Origin of the sequence: Streptococcus mitis (assembly GCF_003942865.1) — a bacterium.
GTDB lineage: Bacteria > Bacillota > Bacilli > Lactobacillales > Streptococcaceae > Streptococcus > Streptococcus mitis_BI.
On record NZ_RJNZ01000011.1, the window covers coordinates 19747 to 40895 of the forward strand.

Annotated in this window: 27 protein-coding genes; 25 read left to right on the top strand and 2 right to left on the bottom strand. The window is 36.6% G+C overall.

Annotated elements, in window-relative coordinates:
• Positions 1-94 precede the first annotated feature (94 nt).
• The 14 genes from D8845_RS07730 to D8845_RS07795 all read left to right on the top strand — a co-directional run bounded on the left by D8845_RS07730 (position 95) and on the right by D8845_RS07795 (position 8397).
• On the top strand, positions 95-460 hold the full coding sequence (locus D8845_RS07730) for a DUF1033 family protein (RefSeq protein ID WP_042900221.1): 366 nt from the start codon (positions 95-97) through the stop codon (positions 458-460).
• A 76-nt stretch (positions 461-536) separates the two neighbouring features.
• Complete coding sequence (comGA, locus tag D8845_RS07735) at positions 537-1478, top strand: competence type IV pilus ATPase ComGA (RefSeq protein ID WP_125453047.1); 942 nt, start codon at positions 537-539, stop codon at positions 1476-1478.
• Positions 1426-2442 carry a competence type IV pilus assembly protein ComGB gene (gene comGB / locus D8845_RS07740; RefSeq protein ID WP_125453091.1) on the top strand — a complete coding sequence of 339 codons (1017 nt, stop codon included), beginning with the start codon at positions 1426-1428 and terminating at the stop codon, positions 2440-2442. The genes comGA and comGB overlap by 53 nt, the downstream gene beginning before the upstream one ends.
• Before the next feature lies 1 nt (position 2443).
• The gene (gene comGC, locus D8845_RS07745; protein WP_000738642.1) at positions 2444-2770 is read left to right on the top strand and encodes a competence type IV pilus major pilin ComGC; all 327 of its coding nucleotides are present in this window, start codon (positions 2444-2446) and stop codon (positions 2768-2770) included.
• Positions 2763-3167, top strand: a complete 405-nt coding sequence (gene comGD, locus D8845_RS07750; protein ID WP_185757429.1) for a competence type IV pilus minor pilin ComGD — start codon at positions 2763-2765, stop codon at positions 3165-3167. The genes comGC and comGD overlap by 8 nt, the downstream gene beginning before the upstream one ends.
• The gene (gene comGE, locus D8845_RS07755) at positions 3130-3432 is read left to right on the top strand and encodes a competence type IV pilus minor pilin ComGE (protein ID WP_260467950.1); all 303 of its coding nucleotides are present in this window, start codon (positions 3130-3132) and stop codon (positions 3430-3432) included. The genes comGD and comGE overlap by 38 nt, the downstream gene beginning before the upstream one ends.
• Positions 3395-3856: a competence type IV pilus minor pilin ComGF gene (gene comGF / locus D8845_RS07760; RefSeq protein WP_125453049.1), complete on the top strand. Its 462-nt coding sequence runs from the start codon at positions 3395-3397 to the stop codon at positions 3854-3856. Before comGE ends, comGF begins: the two co-directional genes overlap by 38 nt.
• Positions 3834-4247 carry a competence type IV pilus minor pilin ComGG gene (gene comGG, locus D8845_RS07765; protein ID WP_125453050.1) on the top strand — a complete coding sequence of 138 codons (414 nt, stop codon included), beginning with the start codon at positions 3834-3836 and terminating at the stop codon, positions 4245-4247. Before comGF ends, comGG begins: the two co-directional genes overlap by 23 nt.
• A gap of 32 nt (positions 4248-4279) precedes the next feature.
• Positions 4280-4867, top strand: a complete 588-nt coding sequence (locus D8845_RS07770; protein ID WP_185757430.1) for a class I SAM-dependent methyltransferase — start codon at positions 4280-4282, stop codon at positions 4865-4867.
• A 60-nt stretch (positions 4868-4927) separates the two neighbouring features.
• Positions 4928-5881: a class I SAM-dependent methyltransferase gene (locus tag D8845_RS07775; RefSeq protein ID WP_125453051.1), complete on the top strand. Its 954-nt coding sequence runs from the start codon at positions 4928-4930 to the stop codon at positions 5879-5881.
• Positions 5882-5931: 50 nt separating this feature from the next.
• Complete coding sequence (locus D8845_RS07780; RefSeq protein ID WP_125453052.1) at positions 5932-7122, top strand: acetate kinase; 1191 nt, start codon at positions 5932-5934, stop codon at positions 7120-7122.
• Positions 7123-7485: 363 nt separating this feature from the next.
• The gene (locus D8845_RS07785; RefSeq protein ID WP_007518694.1) at positions 7486-7821 is read left to right on the top strand and encodes a type II toxin-antitoxin system RelB/DinJ family antitoxin; all 336 of its coding nucleotides are present in this window, start codon (positions 7486-7488) and stop codon (positions 7819-7821) included.
• Entirely contained in the window at positions 7814-8101 is a 288-nt protein-coding gene (locus D8845_RS07790; RefSeq protein WP_125453053.1) for a type II toxin-antitoxin system YafQ family toxin, read from the top strand. Before D8845_RS07785 ends, D8845_RS07790 begins: the two co-directional genes overlap by 8 nt.
• A gap of 11 nt (positions 8102-8112) precedes the next feature.
• Positions 8113-8397 carry a hypothetical protein gene (locus D8845_RS07795; protein ID WP_125453054.1) on the top strand — a complete coding sequence of 95 codons (285 nt, stop codon included), beginning with the start codon at positions 8113-8115 and terminating at the stop codon, positions 8395-8397.
• A 106-nt stretch (positions 8398-8503) separates the two neighbouring features.
• Here D8845_RS07795 and D8845_RS07800 read toward each other — a convergent pair whose 3' ends face one another.
• Both D8845_RS07800 and D8845_RS07805 read right to left on the bottom strand, forming a co-directional pair.
• A complete protein-coding gene (locus D8845_RS07800) occupies positions 8504-8929 on the bottom strand; it encodes an ImmA/IrrE family metallo-endopeptidase (protein ID WP_125453055.1) in 426 nt (141 codons plus the stop codon).
• Between the two features lies 1 nt (position 8930).
• Complete coding sequence (locus D8845_RS07805; RefSeq protein ID WP_125453056.1) at positions 8931-9263, bottom strand: helix-turn-helix domain-containing protein; 333 nt, start codon at positions 9261-9263, stop codon at positions 8931-8933.
• 1008 nt (positions 9264-10271) lie between these two features.
• Here D8845_RS07805 and D8845_RS07810 point away from each other — a divergent pair.
• From D8845_RS07810 to D8845_RS07860, 11 genes are all read left to right on the top strand, one after another.
• Entirely contained in the window at positions 10272-10685 is a 414-nt protein-coding gene (locus D8845_RS07810) for a helix-turn-helix transcriptional regulator (protein ID WP_125453057.1), read from the top strand.
• 6 nt (positions 10686-10691) lie between these two features.
• Complete coding sequence (locus D8845_RS07815) at positions 10692-10991, top strand: hypothetical protein (RefSeq protein WP_125453058.1); 300 nt, start codon at positions 10692-10694, stop codon at positions 10989-10991.
• Between the two features lie 71 nt (positions 10992-11062).
• Positions 11063-13075 (top strand): SEC10/PgrA surface exclusion domain-containing protein, encoded by a 2013-nt coding sequence (locus D8845_RS07820; protein ID WP_125453059.1) that lies wholly within the window; start codon positions 11063-11065, stop codon positions 13073-13075.
• 162 nt (positions 13076-13237) lie between these two features.
• Positions 13238-16246, top strand: coding sequence for an SspB-related isopeptide-forming adhesin (locus tag D8845_RS07825; protein WP_125453060.1), 3009 nt, complete (start codon positions 13238-13240; stop codon positions 16244-16246).
• Positions 16247-16339: 93 nt separating this feature from the next.
• Positions 16340-16648 carry a hypothetical protein gene (locus D8845_RS07830; protein ID WP_125453061.1) on the top strand — a complete coding sequence of 103 codons (309 nt, stop codon included), beginning with the start codon at positions 16340-16342 and terminating at the stop codon, positions 16646-16648.
• A 25-nt stretch (positions 16649-16673) separates the two neighbouring features.
• Entirely contained in the window at positions 16674-17114 is a 441-nt protein-coding gene (locus tag D8845_RS07835; RefSeq protein WP_125453062.1) for a hypothetical protein, read from the top strand.
• Positions 17115-17133: 19 nt separating this feature from the next.
• Positions 17134-18885 (top strand): FtsK/SpoIIIE domain-containing protein, encoded by a 1752-nt coding sequence (locus D8845_RS07840; RefSeq protein WP_125453063.1) that lies wholly within the window; start codon positions 17134-17136, stop codon positions 18883-18885.
• A 319-nt stretch (positions 18886-19204) separates the two neighbouring features.
• Positions 19205-20365: a replication initiation factor domain-containing protein gene (locus D8845_RS07845; protein ID WP_260467951.1), complete on the top strand. Its 1161-nt coding sequence runs from the start codon at positions 19205-19207 to the stop codon at positions 20363-20365.
• The gene (locus tag D8845_RS07850) at positions 20334-20597 is read left to right on the top strand and encodes a hypothetical protein (protein ID WP_125453065.1); all 264 of its coding nucleotides are present in this window, start codon (positions 20334-20336) and stop codon (positions 20595-20597) included. Before D8845_RS07845 ends, D8845_RS07850 begins: the two co-directional genes overlap by 32 nt.
• Positions 20598-20601: 4 nt before the next feature.
• Complete coding sequence (locus D8845_RS07855; protein WP_125453066.1) at positions 20602-20799, top strand: hypothetical protein; 198 nt, start codon at positions 20602-20604, stop codon at positions 20797-20799.
• A 13-nt stretch (positions 20800-20812) separates the two neighbouring features.
• Positions 20813-21145 carry a hypothetical protein gene (locus tag D8845_RS07860; RefSeq protein ID WP_125453067.1) on the top strand — a complete coding sequence of 111 codons (333 nt, stop codon included), beginning with the start codon at positions 20813-20815 and terminating at the stop codon, positions 21143-21145.
• The last annotated feature ends 4 nt before the right edge of the window (positions 21146-21149 follow it).

Consider the following 21149-nt stretch of genomic DNA (forward strand, 5'->3'; position numbering starts at 1 on the left):
CTGGATTTTTTATCTGGAAATTAAGAAATGAGCATATTTCTTTCCTTGTTTAGCGGAATTGGTTATAATATACGGTACAAAGGAATGAATGAATATGTATCGTGTTATAGAAATGTACGGAGATTTTGAACCGTGGTGGTTCTTAGAAGGTTGGGAAGAAGATATTGTAGCTAGTAAGAAATTTGATCAGTATTATGATGCTCTCAAATACTACAAAACTTGCTGGTTTAGATTGGAACAAGAATCTCCTCTTTATAAAAGTAGAAGCGATTTGATGACCATTTTCTGGGATCCGGAAGACCAACGCTGGTGTGATGAGTGTGATGAGTATTTACAACAATACCATTCTTTGGCTCTTTTACAGGATGAGCAGGTTATTCCAGATGAAAAATTACGCCCAGGCTATGAAAAACAAACAGGTAAGGAAAGGCATCGTGCTTGCCGTATGAAATTAAAATAGAGAAAAAGTAACTTTTTGGAGTTGCTTTTTTTTATTTTTCCAAATCTTTGCGAATAGTATAGGTGAGGAGGTAAGTATGGTTCAAGAAATTGCACAAGAAATCATTCGTTCGGCTCGGAAAAAAGGGGCGCAAGACATTTATTTTGTCCCCAAGTTAGACGTCTATGAGCTTCATATGAGGGTCGGAGACGAGCGCTGTAAAATCGGTTCTTATGATTTTGAAAAGTTTGCGGCCGTCATCAGTCACTTTAAGTTTGTGGCGGGTATGAATGTTGGAGAAAAAAGACGTAGTCAGCTTGGTTCCTGTGATTATGAATATGATCAGAAGATGGTTTCTCTACGTCTATCTACCGTAGGCGATTATCGAGGGCATGAGAGTTTGGTGATTCGCTTGTTGCATGATGAGGAGCAGGACTTGCATTTTTGGTTTCAGGACATTGGCGAATTGGGCCAGCAGTACAGGCAACGAGGTCTCTATCTCTTTGCTGGTCCAGTCGGAAGTGGTAAGACAACCCTGATGCACGAATTAGCCAAGTCTCTCTTTAAAGGACAGCAGGTCATGTCCATCGAAGATCCTGTTGAAATCAAGCAGGACGACATGCTCCAGTTACAGTTGAATGAGGCAATCGGGCTGACCTATGAAAATCTGATTAAGCTTTCCTTACGTCATCGGCCCGACCTTCTGATTATCGGAGAAATTCGTGACAGCGAGACGGCACGTGCAGTAGTTAGAGCTAGTTTGACAGGGGCGACAGTCTTTTCAACCATTCACGCCAAGAGTATTCGAGGTGTTTATGAGCGCCTGCTGGAGTTGGGTGTGAGTGAGGAGGAATTGGCAGTCGTTCTGCAGGGAGTCTGCTATCAAAGATTAATCGGGGGAGGAGGAATCGTTGACTTTGCAAACAAAGATTATCAAGAACACCAGCCAACTAGCTGGAATGAACAGATTGACCAGCTTCTTAAAGATGGACATATCACAAGTCTTCAGGCTGAAGCGGAAAAAATTAGCTACAGCTAAGCAAAAAAATATCATCACCTTGTTTAACAATCTCTTTTCCAGTAGTTTTCATCTGGTGGAGACCATCTCCTTTTTAGATAGGAGTGCTTTGTTGGACAAACAGTGTGTGACCCAGATGCGCACAGGTTTGTCTCAGGGAAAATCATTCTCAGAAATGATGGAAAGTTTGGGATTTTCAAGTGCCATTGTCACTCAGTTATCCCTAGCGGAAGTCCATGGCAATCTTCACCTGAGTTTGGGAAAGATAGAAGAATATCTAGACAATCTGGCCAAGGTCAAGAAAAAACTAATTGAAGTAGCGACCTATCCTTTGATTTTGCTGGGATTTCTTCTCTTAATTATGCTGGGACTACGGAATTACCTGCTACCACAACTGGATAGTAGCAATATTGCCACTCAAATTATCGGTAATCTGCCACAAATCTTTCTAGGAATGGTAGGGTTTATTTCAGTAGGTGTCCTTTTAGCACTCACTTTTTATAAAAGAAGTTCTAAGATGCGTGTCTTTTCTATCTTAGCACGCCTTCCCTTCTTTGGAATTTTTGTGCAGACCTATTTGACAGCCTATTATGCGCGTGAATGGGGTAATATGATTTCTCAAGGGATGGAGTTGACGCAGATTTTTCAAATCATGCAGGAACAAGGTTCCCAACTCTTTAAAGAAATCGGTCAAGACTTAGCTCAATCCCTACAAAATGGACGCGAATTTTCTCAAGCCATAGCAACCTATCCTTTCTTTAAAAAGGAGTTGAGTCTCATTATCGAGTATGGGGAAGTCAAGTCCAAGCTGGGTAGTGAGTTGGAAATCTATGCTGAAAAAACTTGGGAAGCCTTTTTTACCCGAGTCAACCGCACCATGAATTTGGTGCAGCCGCTGGTTTTTATCTTTGTGGCTCTGATTATCGTTTTACTTTATGCGGCAATGCTCATGCCCATGTATCAAAATATGGAGGTAAATTTTTAACATGAAAAAAATGATGACATTCTTGAAAAAAGCTAAGGTTAAAGCTTTTACACTTGTGGAAATGTTGGTGGTCTTGCTCATCATCAGCGTGCTTTTATTACTCTTTGTACCTAATCTGACAAAGCAAAAAGAAGCAGTCAACGACAAAGGAAAAGCTGCTGTTGTTAAGGTGGTGGAAAGCCAGGCAGAACTTTATAGCTTAGATAAGAATGAAGATGCTAGCCTAAGTAAGTTACAAGCAGATGGGCGAATCACAGAAGAACAGGCTAAAGCCTATAAAGAATACTATACAAAAAATGGAGGAAAAAATCGTACAGTCAATGATTAAGGCCTTTACCATGCTTGAAAGTCTCTTGGTTTTGAGTCTTGTGAGTATCCTTGCCTTGGGCTTGTATGGTTCTGTTCAGTCCACTTTTGCAGCGGTAGAGGAGCAGATTTTCTTTATGGAGTTTGAAGAACTCTATCGGGAAACCCAAAAACGCAGTGTAGCCAGTCAGCAAAAGACTAGTCTGAACTTAGATGGGCAGACGATTAGTAATGGCAGTCAAAAGTTGACAGTCCCTAAAGGGATTCAGGCACCATCGGGACAAAATATCACATTTGACCGTGCTGGGGGCAATTCGTCCCTAGCTAAGGTTGAATTTCAGACCAGTAAAGGAGCGATTCGCTATCAGTTATATCTAGGAAATGGAAAAATTAAACGCATTAAGGAAACAAAAAATTAGGGCAGTGATTTTACTGGAAGCAGTAGTTACTTTAGCTATCTTTGCCAGCATTGCAACCCTCCTTTTGGGACAAATTCAGAAAAATAGGCAGGAAGAATCAAGAATCTTGCATAAAGAAGAGATCTTGCGTGTAGCTAAGATGGCTCTGCAGACAGGTCAAAATCAGATAAACATCAACGGAGTTGAGATTCAGGTGTTTTCTAGTGAAAAGGGATTGGAGGTCTACCATGGTTCAAAACAGTTGTTGGCTATCAAAGAGCCGTAAGGTCAAGGCTTTCACTCTGTTAGAATCCCTGATTGCTCTTATTGTCATCAGTGGAAGCTTACTCCTCTTTCAAGCCATGAGTCAGCTCCTCATTTCAGAAGTTCGCTACCAGCAACAGAGCGAGCAAAAGGAGTGGCTCTTGTTTGTGGACCAGTTGGAGACAGAATTAGACCGTTCGCAGTTCGAAAAAGTGGAGGGCAATCGCATTTATATGAAGCAGGATGGCAAGGATATCTCTATTGGTAAGTTAAAATCGGATGATTTTCGGAAAACTGATGCTAGTGGACGAGGATATCAGCCTATGATTTATGGACTCAAATCAGCTCAGATTACAGAGGACAACCAACTGGTGCGTTTTCGTTTCCAGTTCCAAAAAGGCTTAGAAAGGGAGTTCATCTATCGTGTGGAAAAAGAAAAAAGTTAAGGCAGGTGTTCTCCTCTATGCGGTAACCATAGCAGCTATCTTTAGTCTTTTGTTACAATTTTACTTGAACCGACAAGTCGCCCACTATCAAGACTATGCTTTAAATAAAGAAAAGTTGGTTGCTTTTGCTATGGCCAAGCGAACCAAAGATAAGGTTGAGCAAGAAAGTGGGGAACAGGCCTTTAATCTGGGTCAGGTGAGCTATCAAAATAAGAAAACTAGCTTGATGACAAGGGTCCGTATGCCTAAGAGTCAATATGAGTTCCTATTTCCCTCAGTCAAGATCAAAGAAGAGAAAACGGATAAAAAGGAAGAGGTAGTGACTGATTCAAGTAATCAAGCAGAGAAGAAAAAATCAGAAGAGAAGCCTGAAAAGAAAGAGAATTCCTAGCCAATCAAGCTACTTTGTGCTAAACTAAAAATATGAAACATGATTTTAACCACAAAGCAGAAACTTTTGATTCACCTAAAAATATCTTCCTTGCAAACTTGGTTTGTCAAGCAGTCGAGAAACAGATTGATCTTCTATCAGACAAAGAAATTTTGGATTTCGGTGGAGGGACGGGTCTGTTAACCTTGCCCCTAGCCAAGCAGGCCAAGTCTGTAACATTGGTGGATATTTCGGAGAAAATGCTGGAGCAAGCTCGTTTGAAAGCGGAGCGGCAAGACATCAAGAATATCCACTTTTTGGAGCAAGATTTACTGGAAAAAACCTTGGAGAAAGAGTTTGATCTCATTGTTGTTTGTCGTGTTCTTCATCATATGCCTGATTTGGATGCGGCTCTCTCACTGTTTCATCAACATTTGAGGGAAGATGGACAACTCCTACTTGCTGATTTTACCAAGACAGAAGCTACCCATCATGGATTTGAATTGGTTGAACTGGAAAACAAGCTAGCCCAGTTTGGTTTTTCATCTGTGCATAGTCAGATCCTCTATAGCGCTGAAGACCTGTTTCAAGGAAATTACTCAGAACTCTTTTTAACAGTAGCCCAAAAATCACTCGCCTAGTCAGGGAGTGATTTTTCTATAAGGATGGAAAAAAGAAGGGAAATTTGATAAGATAGAAATATGGATTTTGAAAAAATTGAACAAGCTTATACCTATTTACTAGAGAATGTCCAAGTCATCCAAAGTGATTTGACGACTAACTTTTATGACGCCTTGGTGGAGCAAAACAGCATCTATTTGGATGGTGAAACTGAGCTAGAACAGGTCAAGGAGAACAATCAAGCCCTTAAGCGTTTAGCACTACGCAAAGAAGAATGGCTCAAGACCTACCAGTTTCTCTTGATGAAGGCTGGGCAGACAGAGCCCCTACAGGCCAATCACCAGTTTACACCAGATGCTATTGCTTTACTTTTGGTGTTTATTGTGGAAGAGTTGTTTAAAGAGGAGGAGATTACGATCCTCGAAATGGGTTCCGGGATGGGAATTCTGGGCGCTACTTTCTTGACCTCGCTTGATAAAAAGGTGGATTACTTGGGAATGGAAGTGGATGATTTGCTGATTGATTTGGCGGCTAGCATGGCAGATGTAATTGGTTTGCAGGCTGGCTTTGTCCAAGGAGATGGCGTTCGTCCACAAATGCTCAAAGAAAGCGACGTGGTCATCAGCGACTTGCCTGTCGGTTATTATCCTGATGATGCCGTTGCGTCGCGCCATCAAGTTGCTTCTAGTCAAGAACATACTTACGCACATCACTTGCTCATGGAACAAGGACTTAAGTACCTCAAGTCAGATGGATACGCTATTTTTCTCGCTCCGAATGATTTGTTGACCAGCCCTCAAAATGATTTGTTGAAAGGCTGGTTGAAAGAGGAGGCAAGTCTGGCTGCCATGATTAGTCTGCCTGAAAATCTCTTTGCCAATGCCAAACAATCTAAGACTATTTTTATCTTACAGAAGAAAAGTGAAATAGTAGTAGAGCCTTTTATTTATCCACTTGCTAGCTTGCAAGATGCAAGTGTTTTAATGAAATTTAAAGAAAATTTTCAAAAATGGACTCAAGGTACTGAAATATAAAATAGATTTTGTTATAATAGATGAAAACGCTTAAAAAGGGGTATCATGTTATGACAAAAACAATTGCAATCAATGCAGGAAGTTCAAGTTTGAAATGGCAATTATACTTAATGCCAGAAGAAAAAGTATTGGCGAAAGGTTTGATTGAACGTATCGGTTTGAAAGATTCAATTTCAACTGTAAAATTTGATGGTCGTTCTGAACAACAAATTTTGGATATCGAAAATCACACACAAGCTGTTAAAATCTTATTGGATGACTTGATTCGTTTCGATATTATCAAGGCTTATGACGAGATTACAGGTGTTGGACACCGTGTTGTTGCCGGTGGAGAATATTTCAAAGAATCAACAGTCGTTGAGGGAGATGTTTTAGAAAAAGTTGAAGAGTTGAGCTTGTTGGCTCCTCTCCACAATCCAGCCAATGCAGCAGGTGTTCGCGCCTTCAAGGAATTGTTGCCAGACATTACCAGTGTAGTTGTTTTTGATACTTCATTCCACACAACTATGCCAGAGAAAGCTTATCGCTACCCTCTACCAACAAAATATTACACAGAAAACAAGGTTCGTAAATATGGTGCCCACGGTACAAGTCACCAGTTTGTAGCAGGAGAAGCTGCGAAACTCTTGGGCCGTCCATTAGAAGACTTGAAATTGATTACTTGCCACATCGGTAATGGTGCCTCTATTACAGCTGTTAAGGGTGGTCAATCTGTCGATACTTCAATGGGATTCACTCCACTTGGTGGTGTGATGATGGGGACTCGTACAGGGGATATTGATCCAGCTATTATTCCTTACTTAATGCAATATACAGAGGATTTTAATACACCAGAAGCTATTAGTCACGTCCTTAATCGTGAATCAGGACTGATGGGGGTTTCAGGTAAATCTAGTGATATGCGTGATGTGATTGCTGCTATGGAAGAAGGGGACCACGATGCCACTTTAGCCTATGAAATGTATGTTGACCGTATCCAAAAACATATCGGTCAATACCTTGCAGTCTTAAATGGAGCAGATGCTATTATCTTTACTGCAGGTATCGGTGAAAATGCAGCAAACGTACGTGAAGATGTTATCTCAGGTATCTCTTGGTTTGGCTGTGATGTTGATCCAGAAAAGAACGTCTTTGGCGTGACAGGAGACATCTCAACAGAGGCAGCGAAGATCCGTGTTTTGGTTATTCCAACTGATGAAGAATTGGTCATTGCCCGTGACGTTGAACGCTTGAAAAAATAAGTGAAATTAGAAAAAATATTCAGTACAAGGAGTTGGGAAAGAGATTTTTCCAGCTTCTTTTTCTGATGGAAATGTCCAAAACCTTGCTATGATTGGCTTTTTTGAAAAATATGGTATAATAGTAGTAATTTAAAGATGTAGCTGGATTCTTTGATTTTAAAAGGATTGAAGAATTAAGAAATTGTATTTTTTAAGAAACTAACCAAAAATTAACCAAGGAATGTATATTTTTAGTCAATGAATATAGAATAAAGTGGATCAGGAAACTGGTCTATTTTATTTTGTATTTATTAGAGAATAAATTTGATATGTATTGTTAAAAGTGATACAATAGATATACAGAATAAGTTAAGGGGAAATGCTATGTCACAAATTGCTGTAAGAGTAGATGATAAATTAAAAAAAGAAGCGACTGAAGTTTTTAGTGAATTGGGTTTGGATATGACAACTGCTGTAAAGTTGTTTTTGAAGCAAAGTGTATTGACGAGAAGTATTCCGTTTGAGTTAAAACTTGATTCAGATTATGAAATTGAGTTAGAAGATGGTGATTATATTCGTACAAGAAATATAGATGAATATAATGAAGTTACTCAGAAGGCTTTTAAAGAGAGTATCAGTAAATATAAAAATGAGGGGATAACAAAAAGTACCGAAAGTGTAGATGATTATTTTGAAAGAATGGTAAGAGAAAATGCTTAGTTATGAGTTCTCGAATAGATATAATAAAGATTTAGCTAAAATAATTAAGCGTGGAATAGATGTAACTCCTATCAATGAAGCAGTTAAGAGGATAGTAAATGATGAAGAATTGGGTTATGAATATAAAAAGCACGTTTTAGAACCTAGAAAAAGAATACCAAAGCTGTGGGAAATTCATATTGGGGGTAGGAAGTCAGATTTGCTTATGATTTATTATTACCTAGAAAGAGGTACTCATGTTGTATTTGAACGTGTAGGTACACATTCGGATTTATTTTAAGGAGATAGAATATGGAAATCAAAGAAATAATTTATCAGGATAGAGTTCCCAAAAATATGATTTCAAAGTTTAATTATTTCGTAAAAGATTTTTTGAAGGAATATTCGGGTCAGCTGGATGAAATGGAAGCCGGGTCAGATATGACAATCAAGAAGGAATATGAAGGGGAGTTAGAAGTTTATTTTGTTGAAATTACCTTTTATAGAAAAGGTGGCGGCTTTTTTACTGGTAACTTAGATAATGAGCTATCTGTACGTTGTAATGATGAATTTTGGGGAAATGTTATTTTAGAATAAAAAGCGAAGGAAAATCAAATGTTCCTGGATATTTAATTCGCTTTTTGGGTTGAAAAGTTCAACTAGGTACTTAAAATTTGTTCGGAAATAGAAAAATAACACTATCTTAGATAATGTTATTTTTTTTGTTTTCTTTGAAAAATTTGGTGGCTATTTCTTGTACGTACACTTCGTAGGAACTTGGTATACCTGCATTTTTGAGATAGTCATGGTAGTTGAATTGTTCATCTATCGGATACTCGCTGTTGATTAAGCTCATAAAGTCAAGAATTCTTCCTTTTTCGGCTCTGGTTTCGATACGTTGGGAGAAAGTATCAATATGAGCAAGAGAGTTATGGGAATCATCATTCAGTAAATGGTGCTTTTCGTGTAGTAGGATGTTGATTTTTTCTATATCTGTAGTGTCAGAACGTAGAAAGATGAAGTGTTGATTATTTACAAAAAGATAACGACCTTTTGTTTCTAAATGCTCTAACAAAACAACTTTGCAGTTTAGGGCTTCAATTTCTTCTATGACTTTTCTTAGTTCCATACTATTTTTTTTTTGCAAAGTATTCTTTTAGGAAGTCTTTGATAATTTCACGGTCGTTATCTGTGATGGGTGTACCATCATAAGCAACTGAGTTATCAATAGCTGTATTGATGTCAACCTCTAAGTCACGATCAGGAATATCTGTTTTACCTAAAAGATAATCTGTGGAAGTATTCAGGATCTCAGCTAGTTTTTCTATTGTAGGTTGAATAGGGGTTCTTTTCCCTTTTTCCCAATTAGAATATGAGTTTTGTCCTACTTGTAATTTTTCAGCTATTTGTTTTTGTGTTAGTCCAGCTTTTTTTCGTAGGTTTTTTAGTCTTTCAGGTAACATTTAATAATAACCTTTCAAAATTTTTAAAAAAAGTTAAAAAAAGTATTGACAACTTTATCCCATTGAGATATAATATAATTATCCCAATGAGATATAAAGTCTTAGAGGAAATCTTTTATAGGAATTTAAAAATCCTGAATACAACTTAAAAGACAAATTTTAATTTTCAGTATTGAATGTTGTTTCAAGAAAGTAGAACTTGTAAATTTAAGTAGTAAGATTTTTGATTCAATATAAAAGTTAAGTGAACTTTGAAAATTTAATAAAAAACGTGTCAGACAACGACAAGCATTGACTAAACACGCATATAAAAATTTAGCAATTTAATTATACGTGAATTTTAGGAAAATGTCAAGTTTGTCAGAGCGTGGGTGTTTCGTCCTTTCGCCTCAGGAGATAAGAAAAGGGAACTGACGGCTGTGGTACAGTCAATGATACTTCTTAGAAGGTAGCTAGAGTGAGATAGTGAGGTCTATGTGTTGTATGGTCGGTGTGTGAGAGTAAAAACTTGCTAATGCCTTTGGGTAAGAAAGAGGGGATATTGAGTTATCCTTAAATTTGTGACCTTGGCGAAGGTAGTAGGCTGAGAAGCTGAAAGTATGCGAAGATAGGAGCATACATTTTATATTGCTATATTCTATTGAAAAAAACGTAAAAAGGCTTTGAAATAAGCCTTTTTATTTTGCGAAAAATTAACAATAACTAGATTTTTATAAAACAGGTTTTGTCCTGATAAGAATTGAAAGTATTGTTAGTTTTCACAAGGGAATATAAGAAGTATTCTTTTATGTAAACTAACAATATGAGTAGAGGATAGAAAAGAGGAAAGATGGATATTTGGATCTACTTAGTAAGAGTTGGAATGCTATTGTCTATGCTTATTTTGTTGCTATTTTTGATTTACTGGATATTTATTTATCCAGTAATTTTGTTTGTATTTGTATTGTTTGTGGTTTTCTTTTCGATTATCACATGTATGTAAGTAGGAAGTAGAAAGGAAAAGGATTTATGTTGAATGTGTCAATGGGACTTCGTTTGTATCGTGAAATGTATAATAAGCCGAAAGAGGACTTAGCGAAGTACTTAGAGATCCAACCGAAAGCGTATGCTCGATATGAAAGTGGAGAACGTGAACCTAGTCTTGAGAAACTATATAAATTGGCTTATCTTTATAACTGTAAAGTTGATGATTTCTTTAATGTTGAAGAAAGTTTTAGTGTTGATAGAGACGAGGTTTTGTCAACTAAAGATTTAGATAATCTAGGTTGTCACCATCAGTTTAGTCATGGATTGATGGTTATGATGACTGAAGGTAGACCTTATGAAGAATTGATTCGTTTTATAGAAAATGATAGGACGAAGTATGCACGAAAATCTGAAGTAAAACAATTTTTACGTGAGTTAATTGAAAAGATTGGTTAGGGAGAGGTGAGTAAAATCAAAGATGTTCTTTTGAAAGGAGAAAGAGATGTAAAGACGTATTCTGAAGAATGGATACTGGGAGAATACAATAGAATTTATAGACGATTTTGTTGGAATTTGAAAATCTATGCTCATGTAAAAAATGGTGCTGATGTTTATGTCTCTTCAAAAAAATGTTGTGAAGATTTGTATAATCGTTTGTATGCGGTTGGTCAAGTTACTCGTAGCTATTGTAGTAAGATTGAAATGAAAATTGAAAAAACGTATCATCGTTTTTTAGAAGATGGAGTGATTATTGAAGATTAACTTTATGATGGAATAAATAACTTTATGATATAATAAATGGAGTTAAGATTTTTTTATTAAAAGGAGAAAATATGAAATTTAGGACTTCGACTTTAGCTTTAGTAACAACTGCAACTTTATTGGCTTTTAATGTGAATCAAATAGTACATGCTGATAGTGCTAGACAAGAGAAAATTGCTCAGTTGGATAGACAAAAGGCTGAGATAATAAAAGCCAATGGTATTGATAGTTTTACTTCTAACGGAGGGTGGTATGCTATCACACAAATTCAAGATAAGATTGCTAGTTTGGAACAAATTGTTTCTTCCTTGAAAAATCCTTATTCTAACAAGAATACAATTAAGGTGAGTAGAGAATATGCTACTGCGTTAAAAACGTTTTTTAATAGTAATGTCAAAGAGAATGAAAAAGGGGAGTATGTTCCTGTAGTTAGTGACGAAGAGGAAGAACAAGCCAAAAAGGTTTTGATTTCTGAAAGTCAAAAGTTAAAGCAGAGTCAGTTAGATAATTTTATTTCAGATCCAGCAGATGAATTGGATAAGTATGAATTAAATAATCTTCCTAAAGAGATTTTGGTTGAATTAAATTATTATGCTTTGGATTTGATGAATCAAATTCGTAGACAGATGGGACTTCCAGAAGTAACACTTGCACAATCTTCTATTGATTTTGCTGATAAGGTTGCGTATAAAAATTTAGAAGCGAATCGTAGCATGTGGGATTGGCATTATGTAAAAGGAATTAACGAAGTTGCTAGAGAGTATGGTTTGCGGACTTCGAGTAAGAACGATGAAGAAGAGAAATATGGTGGTCAGTATTATGAGAACGCATTTAAAACTTCTTCCATTGATAAAGAAGTGACTGTGGGTCAACTGAAGAAAGAGATTTATGAGGCATTTGTTATTTTTCTGTATAATGGCGATGAATTTCTTCATGCACAATCTATTGCTGGAGTAAATTATGGGACTTCTAGGGATGAGTATTTTGGAATTTCCATGCGTTCTTTAAAAGATGGTGGTTGGTTTAGTTTTATATCAATCGATAAAAACGATATAGTGAAATCAACGAAAAAGAACTTTAATACGCAACGTCCAGTAGATACAACATTGACTAATCGTTCTTCGCTATTGGCTAAGAAGGAAAAAGAACTTAGAGATAAGAAGAATGAGCTTTCTAAATTGCAGACAGCTTTTAAAGAATATGAAAAGTTGACTAAGGAAGTAAATGATTTAAAATTGCTGGAGGAAAAAGAAAAGAAAGAAGCAGAAGATAGACGTTCTTCTTCTCAGAATCAAAACAAGTCACAATCTAAACCAGTTAAAAATGGTTGGAAAAAAGAAAATGATTCTTGGTATTATTATAAGGATAATCAACGTCTTAAAAATACATGGCAGGGAGACTATTGGCTTGGTGCTGATGGTAAGATGGTCAAGAGTGCATGGGTTGATAATGGACGTTATTATGTAGATGATAATGGTAAGTATGTCGTAGGTAAGAAACCTTCTACTCAAAGTCAAACGAAGCCATCACAATCTAAACCAGTTAAAAATGGTTGGCAGAAAGAAAGTGGTTCTTGGTATTACTATGATAATGACCAACGTGTAAAAAATACGTGGAAAGGGAGTTATTATTTAAAATCTGATGGTCGGATGGCAGAATCTGAATGGATTTATGATAATTCTTATAAGGCATGGTATTACTTAAAATCAAATGGAATTTATGTTCGTGATAGTTGGCAAGGAAGCTATTATCTGAAGTCTAATGGTAAGATGGCAGATAAAGAGTGGATTTATGATAATTATTATCAGTCATGGTTTTATTTAAAAGAAGGTGGTGCTTATGTTAATCATCAATGGTTGAAGATTGATGGTGTATGGTATTATTTTAAGAGTGGTGGTTATATGGTAAGCAATGCTTGGCAGGGTAGCTATTATCTCAAATCTAGTGGAGCTATGGCTGTGAATGAGTGGATTTACGATAGTTATTGGGGTGGTTGGTATTATTTGAAATCTGATGGCTCTTATGCTCGTAATGAGATTGTTCAAGGCAAATATCGTGTTGACTATTCAGGAAAATGGATTTGATATAGATAAAAAGTCAGTTTAAAAAACTGGCTTTTTTATTTTGGAAAGGAAATTGAAATGGTTGAAATGATTTTTAAGAGATCTCGTTCACCTTCATGATAAGGGAAGTGAGTTCAAAAATAATGAGAAAAAATGTTTTTTAAAAAAAGGAGAAAAGAAAGTATGTTTAAAACACAAGAAACTAAAGCGTTTGGTTCAATTCGTAAAGTGAAGCACTATGGTGCTTGTGGAGTGATTTTGGGTATGGCTGCTCTTGCTATGGCTTTTTCATCAGGAAGTGTTTCTGCTGACGAGTTGAGTGCAAATCAAAATGTGCCAAAAACTGTTCAGGAAGCACCTAAACCAGAAGCACCTAAGCAGGACGAAACTGCCAAGAAGAATACTACCGTCGATGTTGTAGTAGATCATTCAACTGTTGATAAGGCTGTTTCTGAAGCTAAGAAAGCAGGCTTAGAAGTGAAACAGGATTCTCCTGTGGATGTAGGTGTTGCTCAGGGGCAAGACGAGCTTGCTAAGAAACAAGCTAGTGTAGAAAAGGATTATGCGAATCAAGCAAATACGGTTTCTACTGAAATTGCTGGTTACAAGAAAGATGTAGCAGATAATGAGCGTGAGAAAAAGAACGTTCAGGATAAAAACGAAGAGATTCGTCAGGCTCATGAGAAGGCTAAAAAAGACCTTCAAGAAAAGAATGACCAGATTGATAAGCGTAACGATGACGTTCAGAAGAAATATAATCAAGAATATGGAAAATATCTTGAAGAAGAAAAGAAATTCAAACAGGCAAAAACTGATTTGGAAAAATTGGGACTTGCTGGTTCTGCAACTGGTGTGAAAATGTACGGTGGGTATAATGAAGCTGGTCGTGGAAGTATGAATTATTACAAGAATTTTAAGGTTGCGTTCGATGGTGTTTCTGGTCTTGAAACGGTGAAAGATTACTTGGGTTATCATGCTGACACAAAGATTACATCAAGTCGAGCAGGTTTGCTTGAAGATTACTCTTGGCGTGATACTGAAGGAAAATATGTGAATAAGCCTAAAGTTGGAGATTCATTTACGATTCACAATATTGGGGAAACACAATCAGGCAAGAAAATTTCTGCCAAGTTTACGTTTAAGTCTGTGACTCCTGAGTGGAAAAAAGATGGAGTAGATTCTGTTTATCATCGTATGTTGGTTTCACATGAGAAAAATTCTGTGACAGGTACAATTAACTTCAATGTATTCAATATGCAAGCGGTTGATACTGATATTGAGTATTTTGAAGAAGGTACAGGTAAGAAAATTAAGCTGGCGATGGTTTCTGCATTTAGTGATATTGACTTCGGTCAAGAATTGCGCTGGGAGTATGAAGATGGTACTACAGGAATTGTGAAGAATCCAAGTGGTTCAGATGTTATTGAAGCCAAACGTGATGGCAAGACTGTTTATAAAGGGGAGCATCGCTGGGATGTTCCAATGGGGTATGATGATCCTTCTGGTTTGAACCGTTGGAAGGCAAGTGATCATTATTATAAGAATGTAAGTGATGAAGCTGATGTGCCTGTTGGTTCGATTTTGTCTGCTGGATATGGTGAGCGTATGCACTTGTTTTATTCTACTGGAAACAAGTCGCTTGCGACACGCTCTCAAGCTGAGTGGGAAGCTGTTCGTAAGGCTTCTGATGAACGTCGAAAAGCTGAAGGAAAAGAGCCAATGAGTGATGAAGAATTATTTATGCCTGATTTTGCTTTTCAGCTTTGGGGTCGTAATGCCTCTATTGCTAAACCGATTATCCCTCCAACACCACCAGTTGAACCTACTCTTGAAAAACATGAAAAGGATACAATTCCTGATCCTGAATATCTTTCTGAACCAGGTAAAGTGAAATCTCGTACAGTCCATGTACGCTATGCTAACCTGCGCTACAAACCATCTGTAAATCCTACAAAATTCGTTGAGGATACACATGGGAATAGTATTAACGGAGCAACAACATTCGACAAGAATGTGAAGTTTAAGTTGAAGACTGACTATGCTCCTTATTCAAAATTTACTGCGTCACCTAAGTCAATCGCGAAACGTTTTGCGATTGTAGACGATGTTCAAGACGGTGCCTATACCGTTGACGATGCCAAAATTAAGGCAACTGATGATGAAGGTAAAGATGCAAAACAGCTTTTTGACATGTATCATGTTTTGTCTGACAAGGGAAGAACAGATGTTGTCAATGAAATCTTGAAAGAAGCAGGATTGTCACCGAAAGGTGAGTTCTATATGTGGGTTCCAAAAGATAACGCTGCTTACTATAAGAACTATGTTTCTAAAGGAAAAAATGTGATTTTTGATTTGTTTGCTAAATTGTTGGTAAAAGAAGGTCAAAAGGTTCAAAATGATTTCCACCAAATCGATTTTGGAATTGATCATAAGTCTAATTTGGTAACTGTTGAAGTTCCTGACATCAAGCCTGAAAAACACGTGCTTGACAAAGATGGCAAAAAAATTCTGGATGGGCAGGAAGTTCAAATTGGTGAATACCTACGCTATCTTTTGGACGGTGTGACCGTCCCTAGTAAGCACGATACACTTTATCAGTATGATGGTATTGATATGCTTGACCTGAAACATGATAGATATACAGGAAATTGGTCAGGAGTTATTCGTGGTACTGAATATGTAGCTGGAAAAGATATGGTGTTACCATATGATGTAGTTCTTTCTGATGGAAAAGTTGTTAAGGCTGGAGATAAGATTGCTAAGGGTTCTTCTTATGCGTTCCAATTCGAGTTTGACCAAAGTACAAACTCTGACTTTATCAAGAAAATTGTTAAAGTAACTTGGAATGAAAAAGACGGTAAGTGGGCTTACACTATTGACAAAGAGTTCTTGAACTCTCTAGGTGTTAAAGGTACGTTTGACGCCGATTTTTATGTTGAGGTTGAGCGAATCTCAGCTGGAGAAGTCGAGAATACTTTTGTCAATATTGTCAATGGACAAGAAATGACTGCCAAGGTTATTACTCGTACACCTGAGCCACCAGCTCCAGAAGAGCCACGTAAACCACAACCACAACCGCAACCATCGCTTCCAAATACAGGAGAGGCTTCTAGTGTGTTTGGATCTGTTGGTATTGGTATCTTGTCAATGCTTGGTTTAGTTGGTTTGAAGCGTAAGAAAGAAGCAGAATAAAATAGTTTAGTGCGTTGTAGAAGGTGGTAGAGTAACAGGAACTACCACCTTTTTATTTTTGAAAAATGTAAATAGAAAAGGAAAATTAAAAAAATGGCAAAAATTAAAAAAATCCCTGTTGGGTTGGAAGCGATTGGTACAAAAGTTGTAGTGAATCCGAAGTATCGTGAAGTTGTGAGTGGTAATGGCGAAAACTTTGTTCCGTTCCGTGAATTTGAAGTTTCAGGTGATCAGCAGAATAGTGTTACTATCCGTGTTTATGGACTTGGAAATTCTGATACTCCAAAAACAAAAGGTCTTACATTTGTAAAATCTGTTTCAGGATTGAACTTTGTAACTCGTTTGGTTGGTCGAAAAGAAGAAGTTCAGTTTGAAGCTACTGAATTACGTTTTGAAAAATAAGTATAGAAAGTAGGAAAAAGAAATAATGGCTTTTAATATTCGTAAGTTTAACAATGCAGAAATTCCTGTAAATGTGAAAGAAAAATTTGGTACGTTGATTTTTCTTGGTTTTGATGAAAACTGGAAAATGGTAGAAGGTGAAGCTGTTGACTATCCAACTCATGCGGAAGTCTTTTCAGATAAAATGCAAGAAACGATTGCTGTTAAGTTGGAAGAAGGAATCTCTATTGAAGAAATCCCTTTCATGTCAGAAGTTGAAATTGTTGGTGATGCGACAATTTGGATTTATGACTATGAAGATACAGTCTATCGTGGTGCTAACAATGTTTCTGAAATTAAGGCGCTTGCGTTTTCATTGCGTGCTGAAAGTGTTAAGCGTGTAGGTTCTGGTCAATTTAGGCAAGAACAGAAGCAGGATCAAAAACCTGAGCAAAAACCTGAGCAAAAACAGGAACATAAGGGATAATTTCTAAAGGAGAGAGGATATGAGTTTACTTCCTGCGTATCGTGGAATTAAGATTAAGCCTTACATGGTGAATCTTAGATACTATATCTTTTCTTTTTTCTTTTTGTTGTTTAGTCCTATACTAGCTTTTTTTGTTTATTCAAATTTTGAGAAAATCAAGGCTGTTGATGTTTTTTCGATTATTGTTTCGGTAGTTATGTTGATTTTGATAATTGGTGTAAGTGTCTATTTGACTTGGTTATCACAAGAAAGAGTATTTTTCTTTCAGAAGATAGAAAGACTTGCTAAACTAGCTTTCTTTCTTAAAGAGAATGGATATACATATACAAAAAAAGTTAAAACTGAATCAGGAACAGTCGATAAGGTTACATTTCCAACGGTTTATTTGAAACAGAATCGCTATGATTTGGAAGTTGCTTTTAAAATGGCTGGCAATAAATTTCAGGATAAGTTCAAGAAGATTGGTAGTGATTTAGAAACTACTTTCTTCATGGACTTTATGGAAGTTCAGGACGATATTAAGTTTAAGACTTATAAGATGGCATACTCTGCTTTCTTAAATCGAATCAAGGTGACTGATGTGGAGTATTCTGATAAGGGTATTCAACTGATGAAAAATCTTTATTGGAATCCTATTGATGATCCTCATTTACTTGTTTGTGGTGGTACTGGTGGTGGTAAAACGGTATTACTAAGGACATTGATTCGTGCTATGGCTAAAGTTGGAGTGACGGATATTTGTGATCCAAAACAAGCTGACTTTGTGACAATGGCAGAACAGAAGGCTTTTGAAGGTCGAATTTCTTATGAGGTAGAAGATATTGTTTCTATGATTGAAAGGGCTGTTCAAATTATGTTTGCTCGTTATGCTTATATGCGACAAAAACGTGAGGAGAATGGTGACAAGGATTTACGTAAGTTCTATGAGTATGGTCTTGAACCTTATTTTCTAGTCTGTGATGAATACAATGCTTTGTGTGCTATGCTTGATTTTCAAGCTAGACAGCGCTTGGATAATGCGATGGGTCAATTCTTACTGCTTGGAAGGCAAGCTGGCTGTTTTGCGGTTTTAGCTATGCAGAAGCCTTCAAGAGAAGATTTAGGCTCAAAACTACAAGCGAATATCAATTTCCGAATTTCTGTTGGTCGATTGGACGAGGTTGGATATGATTTAGCCTTCGGAGAAGTCAATAGGAATAAGGAATTTAAGTATGTGAAATATCTTGGTGGTAAACGAGTATATGGTCGTGGGTATGCTAGTGTATATGGAGAAGTTGCAAGAGAATTTTATTCTCCATTGTTAGAAAAGGGATTCTCCTTTACTGATGAATATGAGAAGATTGAGCGACGAGAAAATCTTTTCAATCCTTTGGAAAATCCGAAAGCTGAATTATCAGAAGAAGAAAAAGAAAATCTTCAAGCTGAAATGGAAGCACAAGAGGAATTGCAAAAAGGAGAAGTCAAAAAGGCAAGTCCTGAATTGGTTCAGGAGTTGATGTCTAGCAGGCGACAAAAAGAAGAAGGGAATCTTGGTGATCTAAAAAAGGCAAGTGATTTTTCTAGGTCAATCAATATTAGCTTTGCTTCTGTTCAAAATCTTTTGAAGAAGTTGGAAGAAAAGGAAAAATTGGTTGTTCTGAGAGAAGATGGTATTTTGTACTTGGACAAAAAACAGATGTCTTTGGTCAAAGATTTGTTTGAATTAAAAGAAATTTCTAGTCAAAACTGGAATGAAATTATAGATGATTTTTCTTTTGAGGAATATGAGTGATGGAAAGAGGGTTTATGCTCTCTTTTTTTCTTTTTTATGTACTAGTTGGTACAATCCAGCTTGCTAGTAGCTAGTAGCAGGAGCGAGGAAGCGAGTGCGACGAGCGACTGCGGTCACTAGCGGTCACTAGCAGGCTGGATTGTGCGAATTAACCCCCTATGACTAATAGGGGGGTAGAAGATGTGCGTAGAAGTATAAAGCCTTGATAATACTGACTTTTTGGGCTTAAAAAATGCAACACTATTGAAAAGTAAGGAGAAATATGGAATTTGAGAATCTAAACAAGGTACAAAAGATGTACGCTTTTTCAGATCAGGAAATGTCTAACTATTTAGAAATAGATAGGGCAACATTGTATAGATGGAAAGAAGCTGGTGAGATTCCTGAGTCTTATGACTCGAAAGTGAATGCGTTGGTAGCTTTTAAGGAAGGTGTGCGAGATAGTGGATTTTCGTTAGAAGGAAAAGTTGACTATGTGAAGGTTACGTTCAAAACACAAGATTATATAGATGTGATAGCAAAAGTTTTGTGTCTGCAAAATAAGCCATTTCTTGAAGAAGAAAAGGGTGGTTCAGGGTATGATACAAAATATACTTTTCAAAATATCAACCTTTTCATTTCAAAGAAAAGGGAAGATATGGGCTGTATGATTGAGTTAAAAGGTCAAGCATGCAGACAGTATGAGTGGTATTTTGAAAATGAGCAGAAGTCAAGCTGGAGGGATTTCTTTATTCGTTGCTTTGAGTATGAGCGTGCTATTTCACAAGGTGAAGGGAAATTCATGAATATTCCTCGGCTTGATATAGCGCTAGATGAAAAGTATAACGAAGCTGGAAATTTTGAACTTGGTAAGCTGGTTGACCTTTGGGATAGTGGTTTGGTTGAAAGTCGATTGACAATGAAGCAGATTGAAGATAATGGTCAATATGGAAAAGCAAAAACGATTTATTTTGGTTCTCGTCAGTCTGCATATCATTTCTGTTTTTATCAAAAGGATATTGAGCAGGCAAAGAAGTTGGGTCTTGATATAGATTTGATTCATTCATCATTGAAATTTAAAAATCGTTATGAGGTGAGAATGTGTGATGATGTCGCTTTGGATTTTGTTAGAAAATCCTTGAATGAAAAGATTGATATGGCGAGACTTGCTGTTTGGGTGATTAACAGTAAAATAAAAGTCTTTGAAAGAATGAATGGCGATAAGGTTTTGAATCGTGAGTGGTATTCGCTTTTAGGTGAAGTTGATAAGATTGGTTTTTCAACCTCACCTGTAGAAACTGGTTTTTTTGATAAACAGTATAGATGGTTGAATGAAAATGTTTCAGGTGTGACTGCATTGATAAAAAAGTGGGAGAGTATTACTGGCGATAACAAACTAAAGAAGATTCTCTTTGATGGAGAAATAAGTGATAAAAACTGGAAAAAATTGGAGCAAGCGAGGGTAGCTTATGAGAAAAGTATACAAGAAAGTAGGTACTGATTCTGTAGTAGTAAATAACAGTAACTTGGTATGTTCAACTGATCGTGGGCTAAAATCAATTAGTCATTATTTACCTTCATTTGAAGGGAATGAAAATCTAACAGTTATACCTATAGAATCTGAGCGAATGTTTTTGCCTTATTTTAAGGACTATGTCATTGATTGGCTAAGAATGCCTGATGAAGTGAATGCGATTCTTGATATTAAGAAAAAAAACAGATTGAGAGGATAAGTATATGAAAGATAAGGAGAAAAAGTCTGCTGGTAGTATGTTGGCGCAGAAAGTTTTAGAAGATAAAAGAGATAGGGAGTTGGATTTTGTTGTTGATTTATTGATTTTAGCCTTTGTAGTCTTTGTTTTCTGTTTTAGTACTTTTGGTTTACAGCCTTTTATTGAATTTATAAACAAGTTTTGTTATGAGTTATTGTATTAAATAGAGGGTGACTATGAAAAAGAAAAAAATTACTGATGAAAAATTGAGAAAGTTAGTTTTTTTAATTCCTGCTCGGTATTTCTATGAAGGGGTTGTGACAAGTGATAAAGCTAGGAACTATCAAGATTATATAGATATTCAATGTCAAACCTATAGAAAGACTAAAAATCGCAAAGACTGGCAAGAGGTAAAAAGACTTACCAAAGAGTATGAGGAGTTTTTAGCAAACGAAGTAGATATTAAGAGAAAGTTGTTGCTCTTTGGGTTGATGAAACGTGATCAGAAAGAAAGACAAAGTGTGTATTTGTTGCTGGTTAAGAAATATCATTTAGAAAGATGGGTTTGAATTG